Origin of the sequence: Algoriphagus marincola DSM 16067, assembly GCF_000429405.1 — a bacterium.
Lineage (GTDB): Bacteria > Bacteroidota > Bacteroidia > Cytophagales > Cyclobacteriaceae > Algoriphagus > Algoriphagus marincola.
On sequence record NZ_AUBU01000002.1, the window covers coordinates 439,693 to 456,685 of the forward strand.

Here is a 16,993-nt window from a genome sequence, read left to right on the forward strand (position 1 = left end):
TATTGGTGGAGCCTTTTAAAAAGTAGAATTATCCAGGCTTTTTTACGGTATTTCCGGATTTTTTCATGGATTTGTACTTGTCATGGAGACCTATTCCAGACAAGATCATGGGCTCACATTTTTCTATTCGGGCTATTCTGGTTTTTGATTGCTTGGGCTGGGAAAAATAAATAATATAGCCACGCTGCCTTCCCGGGGTCAATGCTTCAAATGCATCTTTCAAGACAGGGTCTGAATCCAATTTTTCCTCAAACTCTTCAGGAATGGGCTCGGGATTCTTTTTCATAGGAACCTTCACTCCCGCTTTTTCGACTTCAATAGCTTCGTAGATGTAGGCCTTTAAGTCTTTTTCTATGCCGATAATATCTTGGATAGTTGTAAACTTGGCTAGTCTTCCTGCTTGGGAATTAGGCCCAGGTTTTACCAATAGCTTTTTATCGTCCTTTAGCAGCGACCCTTTGAAAAAACTGATGGAGCAATAGTCTTTAAAAGCACTGACGATTAGGATATTTTTGTCTTGAAAAGTGTAGCAAGGGACTCCCCATTTGGATCCTTCGGTCAAGCTGCAGCTCAAGACTATTTCTCGTAAAAGTGCCAGTTCCGATGTCCAAGCATGAACCTTACAGTCAGGACTGCCGCCCAAAGGACATCTTCCACAGCCTTCGATAAAATAGTTGTCAACTGATTTGTTCATTTGGTAGTAAGCAAAGATAAAAATAAGAGCAGCAGCGGGTTTTAAGCCGATTAATTACCTGTCCACCGAAACCAAAGCTAGCTACGGAGTAAAAACCTTGCTGAAAACCGTTCACTCTACATAAGCTATATGCCTTGTTGTTCTGCGTTTTTTCTTTTTTTTCTTTCATAACAGTCAATGTTCAAGGCTATTCCGTTCTTTCCTAACCGTTCAAGTTCTTTCGCGTTAAATCCTAATGCACATTGGCTGTCGTATTCATAAACAAGCCAAATCAAAATATTCTCTTTACCAATTCCAATGGATTTTAACCTTTCAAAGTTTGGCTCGAGTAAGTCCATGAAAACATTAATGAAGTCAACATAAATGTCATTTTCTTCATCTTCCAATAGTTGAAGCCACCAAGTTGAAGGTTCATCGTTTTCATCAAATTTTGATTTTTGATGTTTTTGAGGAGTCCTCCCTATAATTTCTGTCACTTTATTATATGTGTCCCAACTTGGCTCAAAGTCAATATATAGATTTTGGTATTTCATTTTTAATGCAGCACTACTTCAATTAGGCGCCATAAAAACTCCATTATCCACCCAAATCCGGGGGATAGACGCCATAAATATCCTTTTATCCTAATCTTACTTACCAGCGATAGCCTCCCCCATACATCCCCACATTGACTGAAGGGGTGACACGCATGCCATAAGGGCCTCCGCTGAAGTTGAGCCCCACACCTCCTGTCACATGCATATTGGCACAGGCGGGCAAAAAGAGAGATAGTCCAAGTATAAGCAGTAAACTGATGATGCGCTTTTTCATTTTGGGAATGTTTAAGGATTGTAGACTTGAAGGGCTAATGGGGCTCCGGTAGGATCAAGAATAATGGCTACCGAGCCGTTTCGGATATCAAAACTCGGTTCTAGCAAGACAGTCGCTCCATGCTCTCTGGCCTTAGCCAAGGCAGCATTTACATCTGCTACCCTGATATAAGGAAGCCAGTGACTACGCACATTTTCTACCGGGTTTTGGAGCATTCCAAGGCAGTTGAGGTTATTCTTCTTGAATACCGTATAATCTACATCTCCCTCCTGGCGCATTTCAATCTCATAGTCAAGGATATCGGTGTAGAATTTTTGGGATTGTTCTGTATCGTTGGACCAAAGCTCCATACCCAAAAAACTGTCTAGGGAAGCAAGATTAGGTTCGGGGTCTCCTCCTGCCATTCGAATCAAGGAGAAATGCGCCCCTTGAGGATCTTGAACATAGGAAATCATCCCCTGATTGGCTACAGCTACGGGTTTGGCTAGAATGGTAGCACCGAGGGATTTGGCTTCGGAACTTGCCTGCTCCACATCTTCTGCTGAGATACTTCCTATCCATTCTCCGGAGTTGTTGTCGCTTTTATAGCGGGCCATGAGTGCTACTGGCTTTTGATCTTTTTGAAAGACCCAAAGTTCTCGATTATTATCCCCATAGGGAGTCGTGGTCCAGCCGAAAACCGATTCATAGAAGTTTTTGGCTACTTCCGGATTGGGGGAAGCCAAGGTGTACCAAACTACCCTCCCCGGATGATAGCCGGGTGTAGAAACTTCAGTGAGTACAGGAGGTGCAGCACTGGGGCTGCAGGAGACTAGTATGGCAGAAAAAACTAGAGACCAAAGTAACTTTTTCATATTCTAAACAATCTTGCTTTTCAAAATTTAGTGAAGCAAGTCCTCAAAAACAATCACTGACCGATTTTTTAGTCATCATTTCCATTGGATTTTATGCTTTTATTCCATGTCTTTCCCTAATTTCCCGACATGGGATTTCAAGATCATCCGCTTTTTATTGCTGCTACACTTTGTGTGGCTGTGTTTTTTGGCATTTGGTTGACGCGTTTTCCATGGGGGAGGACGGTGGGTACGCCCATTTGGGTGATTTTGATCTGCGCCTTTTTTGCTAATGTGGGACTGATTCCCTCTGCGATGGAAGGGCACCCAATCTACGACGGGGTGTTTTTGTACTTAGCCCCATTGGGGATTTTCATCGCCTTGCTTGAAGTCGACTTACGAAGTCTCAAAGACGCCGGGATTCCCATACTCCTGATGTTTGGTATTGGGACTGTGGGCACTGTGGTTGGGGTGGCTGTCTCTTGGTTACTGGTGAGGCCGGAAGCGGCGATTGGCGAACTCGCCGGGGCAGTGGCAGGAATGTACACGGGTACCTATATCGGGGGCAGTATCAATTTTAATGCAGTAGCACTGAGCTATGCAGTCAATGAAAATGGGCCGCTCTTTGCTGCTACTACCGTGGTGGATAATTTGATCGGAACGCCTTGGATTATCGCCACCTTGATTTTGCCACGCTACCTTCAAAAGCTTTTTCCCCGAAAAAAACTACAATCCGCCCAAAGCACCCCAAAGAGTACTGGGGTTGAGGTGATTTCCATGTCTTCCTTGGCCTCCGTGCTGGCTTTGGGCTTTTTGGCCATGGTTATTAGTGGAATAGTGGCGGAGTATTTTCCTCAAGTCCCTGAGATTATCACCTTGACGACTATTGCTTTGATTCTAGCACAATTTCCTGCCGTCAAGCAAATGCACGGAAAGCAAACTCTAGGCTTTTTTATGATTATGATTTTCCTGGGGGTGATAGGGACGCTTTGCGATATCAGTGCGCTGTCCGGTGTGGGTGAATTGGCGGGTACTTTGATTCTGTTTGTGGGTTTGCTGGTTTTGATTCATGGTATTTTTGTTTTTGGAATAGGTGCCCTTTTGAAAATGGACTGGGATGTGATCGCAGTTGCTTCCCAGGCCAATGTGGGAGGGAATACGACAGCTATCGCTGCTGCTGAAAGCTTGAATCGGCCTGATTTGCTAATCCCCGGAGTCTTAGTTGGCAGCTTGGGAAATGCCTTGGGGACCTATATTGGGTTCTTGGTGGCGGGGACTTTTTAGAATTGGAAAGTTTAAAGAGGGAAGGTTGTAAGGTGCCGTTATAGCGAGGAGCTGGAACGAAAAACATTAGATTCTCGGGTAATTCTAGAAGCGACGTGGCTATCTCATTGGTAAGTAGTGAGAGGTAAATAGTGAATTGTAAGGGGAGAGGTGGAAAAGTTGAAAGGTCGTCGCCAAAACTGTTTTCCTTGGCAGTGGGAGCCAGTTGATAATAATCAATTATCAAACTCAATAGTCAATTTTCAAGGTCAGAAAACCCCGAACTTCGAACCCCAAGCATCTAACCATTGTTGGTTTTAACCCTTCCCAACTTTGGTAAATCTTGAAAAAGAAAAATTTCCTTGTCAGCTGATCTTTATCAGGTATTTTTAAACTTATCGGGAGCAATTTTGCCTCAGATTCATTTAGTTTTTAGAATATTATGACCAAAGCGATTTATCTCACCACAACTGAACCCTTTTCCGGCAAATCCATTTTTGCCTTGGGCCTAATGAATATGCTGGCTGCCAAAACGGATCGATTGGCCTATTTCAAGCCCATTATAACAGGTAATAAGAGAGATAAAGACCGGCGTTTGGAACTGCTTGGGAAGCACTTCAACCTTCATCAGCGCTATGATGAAATGTATGCCTTCACTCGGAAAAATGCCTTCAAGGAAATTAATAAGAGTAATGAGGCCTTTCTTATAGATGTAATCATTGAGAAGTTTAATTCTCTGAAAGAATCGGCAGATTTTATCGTGGTAGAAGGAACTGATTTTTCGGACGTAAGCACCAATGTGGAGTTTGACGGGAATATCAGCATAGCCAAAAACTTGGGAATCCCTGCTGCCATTATTCTCAATTGCGCCCATCGGACGACCTCAGAAATCATCGATCTGGCCATGGCAAGCGTCAATAGCTACCTCAGTCAGGAGGTTCAGGTCCTTTCCCTCATCGCAAATAAAGTCAAGCCATCCAAGCGGGATGAGATCCTTAGACGGCTCAAGCATATTCTTCCAAAAAGTATTCTGATCAGCGCTATTCCTAGCCATGAGCAGCTTAGCAATCCTACAATGGGAGAAATTATGGATTCCTTGGGAGCCAAGTTGCTTTTTGGGGAGCAGTACCTGACCAATCGGGTGGATCAATCAGTCGTGGGAGCCATGCAGCTTCACAATTTCTTAGATCGAATTAATGATAATACCCTCGTAGTCACTCCGGGGGATCGTGGGGATATCTTGATAGGTTCTCTCCAGGCCAATATCTCCAGGAACTTCGGGAAGATAGCCGGGGTCATCGTTTCGGGAGGAATGCATCCTGAGCCCTCCATCGTCAAGCTTTTGGAAGGTTTGGAGACGATTGTGCCGATTTTGCAGGTGGACGATGGGACTTTTATGGTCGTGACTAAAGTCAATGAAATTCGCGCCCGTATTGCACCGGAGGATAAGGAAAAAATCGCCTTGGCTATTCGGCTTTTTGAGGAATATGTGGATGAAAAGGCACTAGATGATCGAATGGGGTCATTTAGTTCGGAGATTCTGACTCCTCGGATGTTTCAATATCAGATCGTCAAGCGGGCCAAAAGTCATAAAAAACACATCGTCTTGCCAGAGGGAACAGATGAACGGATTTTGCAAGCAGCTGATATGCTTCTGCGACAGGAAGTGGTTGAGCTTACTCTTTTGGGAAATCGAGAGGAGATCGAATCCATGATGGCTCGTCTGAATATTTCTACGGACTATGACCGAATCAAAATTGTAGAACCTGCTACATCGGAGCGATTTGAAGAGTATGCGCAGGAATTGTATGAGCTTCGCAAAGCAAAGGGTGTTTCACTTACCACTGCAAGGGACCTCATGCATGATGTTTCCTACTTTGGAACTATGATGGTCTACAAAGGACATGCTGATGGCATGGTTTCCGGAGCAGTGCATACTACCCAACATACGATTCGACCTGCCTTGCAGTTTGTCAAAACCAAACCCGGAGTTAATACCGTTTCCTCGGTCTTCTTTATGTGTCTCCCTAATCGTGTCTCAGTTTTTGGAGACTGCGCTGTCGTACCAAATCCCACTTCCGAGCAGTTGGCGGATATCGCCATATCTTCAGCCGAATCGGCATTGATGTTTGGTATAGAGCCCAAGGTGGCGATGCTATCCTATTCCTCGGGAACATCCGGAGCAGGGGAGGAGGTAGAGAAAGTACGCAAGGCTACCGAAATCGTCAAATCCAGACGTCCAGAACTTAAAATTGAGGGGCCTATTCAATACGATGCAGCAGTAGACCCGATTGTAGGTAGGCAAAAACTTCCCTATTCCGAGGTAGCCGGACAGGCAAGTGTATTGATTTTCCCAGATCTCAACACAGGAAATAACACCTACAAAGCCGTGCAGCGGGAAACCGGGGCTATTGCCATAGGTCCTATGCTCCAAGGGCTTAACAAACCCGTCAATGACCTGAGTCGAGGATGTACGGTGATTGATATCTTTAATACGGTTGTAATCACAGCCATTCAAGCACAAGAATCAGCCAAATGAAAATCTTTGTCATTAATTCCGGAAGTAGTTCCATCAAATATCAGTTGATCCAAATGCCCGATGAGCAGGTAATTTGTTCAGGAATAGTGGATCGAATTGGGTTGGATGAGTCCCGAATTGACTATAAGGCTTTTTTGCCAAAGGAGAAAATAGAACGAAGTGAAACCAAAGCTATTAATTCTCATTCTGAGGGTTTGAGGTTGGTTGCTAAATATCTGACAGATCCTGAGATAGGCGTCATTTCTGATCCAAAGCAGGTAGAAGCGGTTGGACATCGGGTAGTACACGGAGGAGAAAAATTTGCCAGTACTCAACTGATCAGTTCTGAGGTAAAAGCAAAAATCAAGGAGCTTTTTCCCCTTGCTCCGCTACATAATCCAGCAAATTACTTGGGTATAGAAGTGGCGGAAGAGATTTTTTCTGAGGCCAAGCAAATGGCTGTTTTTGACACGGCTTTTCATCAGACACAGCCTCCTGTTGCTTTTCGGATGGCCATTCCCAATGAGTTTTATGAGAAACATGGTATTCGAGCCTATGGATTTCATGGTACCAGCCATAAATATGTCTCCGAGCGCGCGATAGATTATTTAGGAAGTCAAAATATTAAGCTTATCAGCATTCACTTGGGCAATGGCTGCAGTATGGCTGCCATTCAAAATGGGAAATCGATTGATACCAGCATGGGTATGGGGCCCATGAATGGCTTGATTATGGGAACCCGGGCAGGGGACATCGATCAGGCAGTCATTTTTTATTTGGTCAATCAACTGGGCTATAGCCTCGATGAGGTTAATAATCTTTTGAATAAAAAGAGCGGCATGCTTGGCCTGACAGGCTTTAGCGATATGCGGGATATTCAGAAGCACCTGCAGGAAGGGGATCCTCGTGCCCAACTTGCCTATGACTTGTACGCTTACCGCATCAAAAAATATATAGGCGCATTCACTGCTTGTATGAATGGGTTGGACGGGGTGATTTTTACAGGAGGAGTGGGTGAAAATGATGGCTTGACCCGAAAATTGGTTTGTGAAAATATGGACTATCTCGGCATCCAGATGGATTTGGGGAAAAATGAGAGTTTAGGTAAAGGAATTCAGGAGATTCAAACCTTGGATTCTAAGGTCAAACTCATGGTCATCCCAACCAACGAAGAATTGGAAATTGCGAAGCAGTGCTTCGGGTTATTCGCCTAGTTAAAAAAATCAAGCTGGTTTTGGTTTTTTAAAGGTTTCGCTCCCTCAAGCCGTAATAGTTTCTTTTTTGCATCCAAGCCTCCGGCATAGCCAACCAGGCTTCCATCCGAACCAATAATCCGATGACAGGGAATAATGATGGAAATTGCATTAGCACCATTGGCAGAAGCGACCGCACGGATTGCATCCGGATTACCCAATTGCCGGGAAAGTTCCAAGTAGCTTCTCGTTTCACCAATAGGGATTTCCATCAATTCCTTCCAAACGCTCTGCTGGAAATCTGTTCCAACCATGCTTAACGGCACATCAAAGGTTTTTCGATTTCCGGAAAAATAACTCTCTAACTGTTTGATAGCCTCTTGGATGACTTCGATATTTTCAGGTCTAAAATCCTTATCTGTAGCTGAAGTGGTTTTTTTCTTCTCCGAATCAATATCAAAGTTCAAAAAATCAGCATTTAGTCCTTTTTGGATACGTTCGTCCACTGCCTTTCTCATCCTCCGATATTGCCAGTCACAAAGGCAAAGTCGACCTTGAAAAGCTCCAAGGATCAATTCGCCGACGGGGCTTTTGTAACTTGTGGTTAGGATTTTTTCCATGGTCTCAAATTAGCTTAAAAAACGCAGAAGAGGATTTGTAAAGACATCAATTGTCAGCCTCTAATCGAATGGCTCGATATGTATCAAGATATGCCCTAGTTCGGGGATTTCTTTCTTCAAAGTATCCTTGAGATCATGGGCGATGTCATGTCCTTCTCTCACAGTCAAGTCCCCGTCCACATTAGCATGCAAATCAACGTGGAATTTAATACCCGCTTTTCGAATAAAGCATTTTTCTGTACCAGTGATTCCTTCTACTGTCAGTGCGACTTTTCGGATTTCGGCAGTCAAGTCATCATGCGTGTCTTCATCCATGACTTCCCCAAGTGCCGGCCGAAAAATAAGGTAGCAATTGTAGAGAATGAAGCCTGCGGCAAAAGTGGCTGCATAATCATCAGCCTTTTCATAGCCCTCACCACCCCAAATCGCGATCAAAATCCCAATAAATGCAGCTACTGAAGTAATAGCATCACTGCGATGATGCCAAGCTTCGGCTCGGAGGGAGCTCGATTGAAGCTTTTTGCTGCGATTAAGTACAAATCGGTAGGATATTTCTTTCCACATAATAATCGCTGCCAAAACCGCCAAGGTCCAAGATGCCGGTCCCTCATGTGGTGTGCGGATATTTTGAATGGCCTGATAGGCAATGGTCACCGCCGAGACGATTAGAAAACCCACCACCAAAAAGGTAATCAGGGCTTCAGCTTTTCCATGTCCGTAGGGGTGATTTTCGTCTGCCGGCCGCTGTGCATATTTCAAGCCGATCAAAACCAAAATACTTGAAAAAACATCCACCAAGGACTCAATAGCATCAGCGATCAGCGCAAAGGAATTTCCGAAAATACCTGCCAGAAATTTGATTCCTGAGAGCAGCGCATTTCCCAGCATGCTGAAAATTACGGTACGGATGGCAAGTTTCTCCTGGGACATGGACGAAATTACTATTTATCGGAAAAGCTAAGCGTTTATTCTGTGGAATTATCTGCTTGTCGCTTTCCGATCCAATACAGACCCGTTCCAATCAATACAAAGATTCCTGTCATCCAAACTGATTCCCAGCTTACTTGCATCATCAGCCACAGGCAAGACAAAATTCCTAAAATTGGAATTAGATAGCCGCCTTTTAAAATAAATCTTCCTTGTCCACGGAACTTTGGTCGAAGTGCAGGTACGGCTGCACAAGTCATGATAAATAGGAAAAGCCGGGATAAAACTGTCATGGCCGCCAGGAACCGGAAAGAGCCCATGGCCGCTAGGATAAAGGCTGCGATTCCGAAAAATAGGACTGAATTGGCGGGTGTAAGAAAGCGATTGTGGACCTTTCCAAACCAAGCTGGGAGGGAATTTTCTAGTGAAAGTGCATAGGTGACACGCGTAGCGGAAAACATGGAGCTAATCAGATTGGCGATTACGGAGGTGGCCACACCAACCATCAGAAAGTAGGCTCCAAATTCCCCAAAGAGGTTGGATGCTGTGTCTAATAGGGGAGTGGTGGATTCTGCCAAATTTGGGACTGCTGCCATAGCCACTAGTTGGATCAGCATGTATAAAATCACCACAACTATAAGTCCTAGAATTAGCCCCATGGGCATGTCTCGCTCGGGTTTTTTAGCTTCTCCTGCAGGGACAATCGCCCCCTCAAAGCCTACAAAAGCATAAATCAAAAGCAAGGCTGCCGCACCTAAATCTCCCGCCTGAGGAAGCGCTGAATCAAATGTTGGGACCATGGTGTCTCCCAAAAGTACAAAGCCTCCAAAAACCAAGCTTATCAAGACTCCAAATTTGATAACGGTGAAAAAGGTCATGGATCGGATGGACTCACTCGAACCCAAAATATTCACCGAACTAAGTCCCAGAATGGTAAGCAAAATGGTAAAAAGACGACCGGTGCCTTCTCCTGCACCAGGAAAAAAATAGGCGATGCTGTCTGATAAAAGGACCGTGTTGGCGGCGAAGGAAATCAGCCGGGCGAGGTAATACAACCAGCCACCTTGAAAACCTACGAACCCTCCAAAAGCTTGCGTTCCGTATTTGATCGGGCCGCCTGTCCCCCTAAAGTAACTCCCAACTTCGGCAAAGCTCAAAATCACCGGAAGCATGAGCAGTGCACAAAAAGCATAAATCCAAACGCTGTAATCTCCTGCCAAATCCGCTGCGCCGGAAGGCAATCCAAAGATTCCTGCTCCAATAAATCCGTTGACTACAAGCATCCAAATGGCCCAAAGTCCAAGGTTTCTTGGTAGTTTTTCCTGTTTTTCTAATGACACCGATTTTTATTTTTTGTAAAAATGAATTCGGAAGATAATCAGATTGGGGAAAGAATTAAATGGAAGATTGGACTTATGCTTGGGTAAGGGTGAAAACGGTTATTTCAGGTCGGACATTCAGGCGGATAGGGAAGTAATTTCCTAGAGCCCGATTGATGTAAAGGGTTCGTCCATCTTCCAGGTCAATCTTTCCCTGGTCGTAGCGTCTATTTTGGACGGGCAGAATAGGTGGCGGAAGGAAAGGTGGTCTGACTTGACCTCCGTGGGTATGGCCAGCCAAAACCCAACCATCATAACCGTTCCAAACCGGTAGATCACAGGCATCAGGGTTATGACACATCACGAGAGCGGCTTCTTTGGGATCCCAGGTTTTCATCACTTTTTCGGGATTGAAATTAGTGCCCCAGAGGTCTTCCACTCCGTATATCGTCAATCCCTCCGAGTTGTATTTTTGATCCCTTAAAGTCTTGATTCCTGCATTTTCGAGGATAGAAGTGGTTTCATCTGCTACCTCGGGCATGGACCAAGCATGTCCATAATCGTGGTTTCCTAAGGAGGCGAAAGTTCCTATTTTTCCCTTGGTAGCTGATTGGAGCACAGTGCTGAGTTGGCTGTACTGCTCGGAGTTTTTGAAATGCGTGAAGTCCCCCGTATAAACAACCCAATCGGGATTTAAGGCCTGTGCTTTTCTCATGGATTCTATCAAGTAATCAGCAGGAACCCTATCACCGACATGGATATCAGAAAGTTGGATGAGGGTTTTCCCTACATGCTCTTTGGGTAAATTTTTGACAGGCATGGGGAGGCGAACAAATTCCAACCAATAAGGCTCGATTTTCCATGCATAAATTCCACCAGCTGCCAGAGCAGTTCCCAATGCTATTCCGGATTTTAAAAACTTTCTTCTATTCATGAGTTTTCGTTTCTCTTGCACAGACTTTTTTTCGAAAATGCTCAACTATGCAAGCATATTCAGCTGTTCCTTCGCAATTTTTTCACTAGTTTCTCCATTTCCACAGCATGAAAAACAACCAAACCCATCCCTCCACAAATCAGTAGCTCGGGTAGATTCAACGCCTCTGTATGAAAAAGCTTATTGAAAACGGGCACATAAATCACCAATATCTGTAAAGCAATCATTCCTAAAACGGCGAGAATCAAAGGCAGATTACTGAAGAGCCCTTGTTTGAAAAGGAAATCACGGTCGCTTCTTACTGCCATGACATGCCCCAATTGGGATAATGCTAAGACGGAAAAAACCATGGTTTGCCAATGCCATTCATTTCGGATAGCCCAATATTGCGTAAAGAGTGTTACCCCTGCCATCAAGGTGCCCACCCAAAGGATGTGAATCCCTACACCATCAGCAAAAAGGCTTTGCTTTGGTGGTCGTGGAGGCCGTTTCATGATATTGCTTTCGGCTTTTTCCTTTGCCAATGCCAATGCCGGGATGCCATCAGTAACCAAATTGATCCACAGAATATGAATGGGAAGAAGGGGGATCGGCATACCCAAAAATGGAGCAAGCGTAATTGTCAAAATCTCTGCCCCATTACAGGTCATGATGTACTTGATGAACTTCCGGATGTTGTCAAAAATTCTTCTGCCTTCCCGGATTGCTCGCACGATGGTAGCAAAGTTATCATCCAAAAGTATCATGTGTGCGGCTTCTTTGCTCACGTCTGTACCGGTAATTCCCATCGCCACTCCAATCGTACTTGCTCGAAGGGACGGGGCGTCATTCACCCCATCTCCTGTCATGGCTACAAATTGTCCTTTACTTTGAAGGGTTTTGACGATTCGTAATTTTTGGTCGGGAGAAACCCGAGCATAAACACTGATTTTTTCGATTTGCTTTTCAAAATCTTCATCTGAAAGCTCACGCAATTCCGAGCCGCTGATGGATAGTCTGCCTTCCTCCAAAATACCAACTTGCTCAGCAATGGTTTTGGCAGTTTCGGGATGATCTCCAGTAATCATGACAGGTTGAATACCCGCCGTTTTACATTCCTGAATAGCTTCTTTCACTTCTTCTCGAGGAGGGTCTATCATGCCCGCCAAACCCCAAAAAGACAGGTCTTTTTCCAAATTCTCCCATTCTTCTTCTGCCGGAAGGAAGGGGATGAGTTTTCCTGCAAAAGCGAGAACCCGCTCTCCCTCAGAAGCCCATTGGTCGGACATTTTTATAATTTCTTCTGAAGAAATATCCTTTTCAAGTACGTCGAGGATAGTCTCAGTAGCCCCTTTACAAATGACTAAAACATGGTCCTCAAATTGATGGAAAGTACTCATACGCTTTCGCTCGGAATCAAAAGGGATCTCTCCGACTCGGGGATATTTTTCATGAATCTGCTCGTATTCCTTTTGACCCAAATCTTCCACGATATGCTCTACCAATGCCAACTCAGTCGCTTCGCCCATGAAATCCCCTTCCTCGTTGGACTGAATATCATGATTGAGCGCCATAGCCAAGTGAAGTGGATTCGGGCCTTCCGGAAATGATTCTTCGGAGGCTTCTTTCCGGACCACTTTCATCTGATTTTTGGTGAGGGTACCGGTTTTATCCGTGCAAATGAAGGTGATGGAGCCCAAGCTTTCCACGGCGGGTAGTTTGCGTATCAAAGTCTCCTTTTTTGCAAGTCGGGCTGCGCCCAAAGATAGCGCAATGGTGATCAAAGCGGGTAATGCTTCTGGAATGGCCGCCACGGCTAGACTCACGCTGACAAGCATTAGGGGGATGGGGTCTTCTCCTCTCAGAATACCCATTCCAAAAATCACCAGACAAATCAAAAGGATAAAAAGTGAAATGGTTTTGCCGAATTTCTCCATTCGAATTTGAAGAGGAGTGTTCGGCCTTTTTTCCTGAAGTAAATCGGCGATTTTCCCCAGTTGGGTATTCATTCCGGTTGCCAAAATGATTCCCATCCCGCGTCCATTGGTTTGTAGCGTGCCTTTAAAAAGGTGTGTAGGAGAATCGATTTCAGCAGATGGGGTGATGGATTTACTTGCCTCTTTTTCCACAGGGACTGACTCTCCAGTCAGCGAAGACTCATCGACTTTAATGGCATTCTCTTCCAATAATTGAATATCTGCCGGGATCATATTCCCCGCCTCACAGAGTACTAAATCGCCCGGCACCAAATCCCGGGAGGGTAAGACTTGGTTTTTTCCTCCCCGAATGACTTGGGACTGGACCTCACTCATTTTTTTGAGGGATTCCATAGCTTTTTCGGCACGATACTCTTGTACGAAGCCCATGATGGCATTCAAAACAACTATGACCAAAATGATAATCGTATCTGACCATTCTCCGGCAATGCCTGAGAATACAGCAGCGATGACCAAAATGGTAATCATAAAGTCTTTGAATTGGTCTAGAAAAAGTTGGAAGGTGGATTTCTTCTTTTTTTCTTTCAGTTGATTAGGCCCAAATTGATCCAGTCGTTTAGCCGCTTCTTCCTTGCTAAGGCCATTTTTCAGGTAGGCTTGTATTTCTTCGGGGGACTGGGGGTAGTCTATCATAAAAGTCTGGGCGTTCACTGATTAAATTAAAAAAAAGTCTGAGGAAAACCCCAGACTTTAAACAATACTTAGAAATTTCCCCTTAGGGAGAAAACCCAATTACGACCAGGTCCGGAGATCCCGGAGCTGTAAGGTCGGTAGCGCTGATCGGTTATATTTTCCAATCCAACATTTAGAAAAAGAAAATCAGTCAAAGGGTAGGAAAACTTCAGATTGAGCGTGTACCAAGCTGGAGAGTAGTTGTTCCCATTTTCGTCCTTGGCATAGATTTCATCTTTTCGCTGCTCTTCGAAGGCTAAATTTTCAAAACTTCTTTCACCTTGATAATCCACATAGAGTTGAGCGCGAAGCTTCTTCGCCTGATAGTCGATTCGGCTCACTCCAAAGAAAGGTGCCGCATGTCTAGAGGAGCTTATGCTTCCATCATCCAGCTCTTCTTCCCCTTCTTGGAAATTCATTTCCGTAAGGAAAGTAAAGCGGCTACTCAATTTGATCTGCATACCCAACTGTAAACCGTAAACTCGAGCTTGGGCTGCATTTTGGATAGCTTGTACTTGGCTCAGTTCTCCGGCATAGAAGATACTGTCCTGACCATTTAATTGGAAGTTTCTACGTACCAAGGCATTATCAAGCAGCGTGTAGAAGCCAGTCAGGTCAATCTTCAAAGTCTCATTGATCACTTTGGCAATAGAAATATCCCAGTTGTAGGCGTACTCCGGATTTAAATTTGGGTTGGGGACGGTGACAGCCCCGGGTTCCGAATCAAATACCTTCCCGATGTCATCCACATTTGGAGAGCGGAATGCGGTTCCTAAATTGGTGCTGAGGATCCAGGATTCAGCCGGATTCCAAATGATTCCCACACTTCCCGTCAGGTTGCCATTTTGTAGACTTGCCTCTTCAAAGGGAAAAGGGAAAAAGCGGGTATCAAATTGACTCTCGATTCCAAAATGACTGTATCGAAGGCCTGTTTGAAGAGTCGCTTTTTCATGGATTTTTGACTCCCAATTGAGATAGGCTCCAAAAGAGGTCCAAGTGGAATTGGGATAGCGGGAAGGTCCATCTTCCTGAATTTCTGAATCGATGTTTGTCGTAAAACCCGAAGAGTTTACATCATTTAAAACCCACTCCAAGCCATAGAATAGGTAATTCTGGGGATTTAAGTTTTTAATAAAATCTAAATTGGCCGAGTAGGCATTGACCTCTTCGATTTGTGTGTTTCGAATCGGGTTGTTCAAGTCCCGGTCGATTCGGCTTTCTTCAAAATTTTGAAGGGCGAAACTCAGGTTTACACGATCATAGATGCCGTTGGACTGAAAATTGGAAACTTTCAGGTGATTCATCATCCATTTCTGCGGGCCATAATTCCATTCAGCATAGCGGGGAAGTCCATTTCGGACACGATTGTGCCGGTCATAGCGCCCATACCTAGAGGTAGCCGAATAATGAAAACCATACTGAAACTCCCAATCATCATTTGGGCGGAAACGCACCTTTTGCATCAAGTTTCGTTGATTGTAACCTGATGGAATCTGCACCAAAGCAGGGTCCTCGATTGGGATTACCACATCTTCTCCGTCTATTCGCTCGACATAGTTACGCTTCAGGTAATCGTCAGGACCATTACTTCCCTGCCTCAAATCATCAAAGTCCCAAGAAGTAAAACTGGTGGCAATGGCCCATTTTTTCCAGCCGATTTGCACTGATGCATGTCCCGTATTTTCTTGATTAGCCGACGAATATCGGCCAAGCAAGGTGCCAGATACTACAGGTTTTTCGTTGACAGAAAATGATGGATTCAATGTTTGGAAACTCATCACTCCTCCAATAGCATCACTCCCATAAATGACAGAAGCAGGGCCGAAAAGGACCTCCGTACTGCTAATGGCAAAAGGGTCAAGGTTGATGACGTTTTGTATATTTCCTCCTCGGAAAATAGCCGTATTCATCCGCACTCCGTCCACCGAGTAGAGAAGTCTATTGGTGGCAAACCCTCTGATCATCGGGCTTCCTCCCCCTTGTTGGCTTTTTTGTACATAGACTTTGCCAGAAATCCCAAGCAAATCAGCTGCTGTTTGAGGGTTTTGAAATTCCACTTCAGCCTTTGGGATAGGGGTGATTTTTTGAGGGATGTTCCGACTGTCTTGGGTCCATTTATTGGCCGAGATGATTACCTCTCCCAAATTCAGATTGTTTTTCTCCAAGTAGAAAACCAGATCATCACTCGAAGCCAATTCTGATTTTCGGATCATCAGGATGCTATACCCAAAACTGCTTATTTGTAAGGTAGTAGATGCCGCGAAAGAACTCAGGTCTGCCTGTCCTTTTTTATTGGCAAAAACCACTCTGCCCGTGGCAGGATCACTGACTGCCGCAGTACTTACTGGTTCTTCATTGGCCTTGTCCAAAATGATGATCGTCTGACTTCTCATTTCAAAAATCAAGGCACAACAAATCACCCAGGTCATAAAATATTTCATTTCTATTCTGGATTAATTGATACAAATGCTGGCGATAAGCAGCAATGCTAAATCATCGGAATAGAATAGGAGGAGGGGTGACTGGAAGGGTATTAAGATTATTCCAGGATGCTTCGATTTGGACTGAGTCTAAAGGCTCCGGAGATAATTTCAAGAAGCTTGTTAGTGGGATTTCCTGAAAGAAAAAAGTGAGGTGAAAAGAACTTTTTGATTGGGCTCTTTCATGGTTTTCATGTTCAAAATCCTCGTATTCGCGCTCTTTTTCTTTCAATTCGCTTTCTTCCTCATCATGCCAAACCAGGTATTCGACTTGTTCGCCTTTGTCGTGAATTTCCAGCACGTCATACATCTGACCTTGGTACTCAAATTCCCGATCATGCTCCCATTTCAAAACTTGAGAGATTTCGCTTTTTGAAAAGATTAGGGTCTGAACGCGTTCTTTATTTTCGCTTTGGGTATATCGCTCCGAGAAATTTTCCCTCAACTCCCAAAAGCGCAATTCGAACGCAGCCATTCCCAGACTCATCGGCCCGGCAATGCTCACACAAAGAAATATGGCGATCAGAAGTTGTTTCATGGGTTTGTGAATGGAATTTACGTCCAATTTTCAGGATTTCTGAATCTCTTTTGAAAATAGGAGGCTTCCTTTGATTGGAGGTTTATTTAGGATTTGAAAATTGGAAGTACTTTTCCGCCGTGGTAAATTGACGTTATAGCATCTGTTCACTAAGCAAATTCGTTTCCGTCTTACTGGCACCCTATTTCTACTTCCTTTTCGAGATCAAGGGCCAGC

At 44.5% G+C, this 16,993-nt stretch carries 14 protein-coding genes; 3 read left to right on the forward strand and 11 right to left on the reverse strand.

The genetic code is table 11. The features are described from left to right. Window positions 1-28 precede the first annotated feature (28 nt). The 4 genes from G457_RS0105025 to G457_RS0105040 form a co-directional block, all read right to left on the reverse strand. Window positions 29-694: a YdeI/OmpD-associated family protein gene (locus G457_RS0105025; RefSeq protein WP_026945484.1), complete on the reverse strand. Its 666-nt coding sequence runs from the start codon at window positions 692-694 to the stop codon at window positions 29-31. Window positions 695-819: 125 nt separating this feature from the next. Next, entirely contained in the window at window positions 820-1,227 is a 408-nt protein-coding gene (locus G457_RS0105030) for a hypothetical protein (RefSeq protein ID WP_026945485.1), read from the reverse strand. Between the two features lie 100 nt (window positions 1,228-1,327). Beyond that, a complete protein-coding gene (locus tag G457_RS22740; protein WP_155847086.1) occupies window positions 1,328-1,504 on the reverse strand; it encodes a hypothetical protein in 177 nt (58 codons plus the stop codon). An 11-nt stretch (window positions 1,505-1,515) separates the two neighbouring features. Then, window positions 1,516-2,358, reverse strand: coding sequence for a VOC family protein (locus tag G457_RS0105040; protein ID WP_026945486.1), 843 nt, complete (start codon window positions 2,356-2,358; stop codon window positions 1,516-1,518). Window positions 2,359-2,487: 129 nt separating this feature from the next. Between G457_RS0105040 and G457_RS0105045 the strand changes: the two genes are divergently transcribed. From G457_RS0105045 to G457_RS0105055, 3 genes are all read left to right on the forward strand, one after another. After that, entirely contained in the window at window positions 2,488-3,621 is a 1,134-nt protein-coding gene (locus tag G457_RS0105045) for a DUF819 family protein (RefSeq protein ID WP_026945487.1), read from the forward strand. 421 nt (window positions 3,622-4,042) lie between these two features. Next, the gene (pta, locus tag G457_RS0105050) at window positions 4,043-6,139 is read left to right on the forward strand and encodes a phosphate acetyltransferase (RefSeq protein WP_026945488.1); all 2,097 of its coding nucleotides are present in this window, start codon (window positions 4,043-4,045) and stop codon (window positions 6,137-6,139) included. Further along, complete coding sequence (locus tag G457_RS0105055; protein WP_026945489.1) at window positions 6,136-7,332, forward strand: acetate/propionate family kinase; 1,197 nt, start codon at window positions 6,136-6,138, stop codon at window positions 7,330-7,332. The genes pta and G457_RS0105055 overlap by 4 nt, the downstream gene beginning before the upstream one ends. Here the strand turns inward: G457_RS0105055 and G457_RS0105060 are convergent. From G457_RS0105060 to G457_RS0105090, 7 genes are all read right to left on the reverse strand, one after another. After that, on the reverse strand, window positions 7,329-7,931 hold the full coding sequence (locus G457_RS0105060; RefSeq protein ID WP_026945490.1) for a methylated-DNA--[protein]-cysteine S-methyltransferase: 603 nt from the start codon (window positions 7,929-7,931) through the stop codon (window positions 7,329-7,331). The genes G457_RS0105055 and G457_RS0105060 overlap by 4 nt on opposite strands. A gap of 60 nt (window positions 7,932-7,991) precedes the next feature. Further along, complete coding sequence (locus tag G457_RS0105065; RefSeq protein WP_026945491.1) at window positions 7,992-8,861, reverse strand: cation diffusion facilitator family transporter; 870 nt, start codon at window positions 8,859-8,861, stop codon at window positions 7,992-7,994. 35 nt (window positions 8,862-8,896) lie between these two features. Beyond that, window positions 8,897-10,198: an APC family permease gene (locus G457_RS0105070; protein ID WP_026945492.1), complete on the reverse strand. Its 1,302-nt coding sequence runs from the start codon at window positions 10,196-10,198 to the stop codon at window positions 8,897-8,899. 73 nt (window positions 10,199-10,271) lie between these two features. After that, window positions 10,272-11,111, reverse strand: a complete 840-nt coding sequence (locus tag G457_RS0105075) for a metallophosphoesterase (RefSeq protein ID WP_026945493.1) — start codon at window positions 11,109-11,111, stop codon at window positions 10,272-10,274. A 59-nt stretch (window positions 11,112-11,170) separates the two neighbouring features. Further along, window positions 11,171-13,720 (reverse strand): calcium-translocating P-type ATPase, PMCA-type, encoded by a 2,550-nt coding sequence (locus G457_RS21075; RefSeq protein WP_035483153.1) that lies wholly within the window; start codon window positions 13,718-13,720, stop codon window positions 11,171-11,173. A gap of 68 nt (window positions 13,721-13,788) precedes the next feature. Next, on the reverse strand, window positions 13,789-16,200 hold the full coding sequence (locus G457_RS0105085; RefSeq protein ID WP_035483156.1) for a TonB-dependent receptor plug domain-containing protein: 2,412 nt from the start codon (window positions 16,198-16,200) through the stop codon (window positions 13,789-13,791). 52 nt (window positions 16,201-16,252) lie between these two features. Continuing rightward, window positions 16,253-16,777 carry a hypothetical protein gene (locus G457_RS0105090; RefSeq protein WP_155847087.1) on the reverse strand — a complete coding sequence of 175 codons (525 nt, stop codon included), beginning with the start codon at window positions 16,775-16,777 and terminating at the stop codon, window positions 16,253-16,255. Window positions 16,778-16,993: the final 216 nt, after the last annotated feature.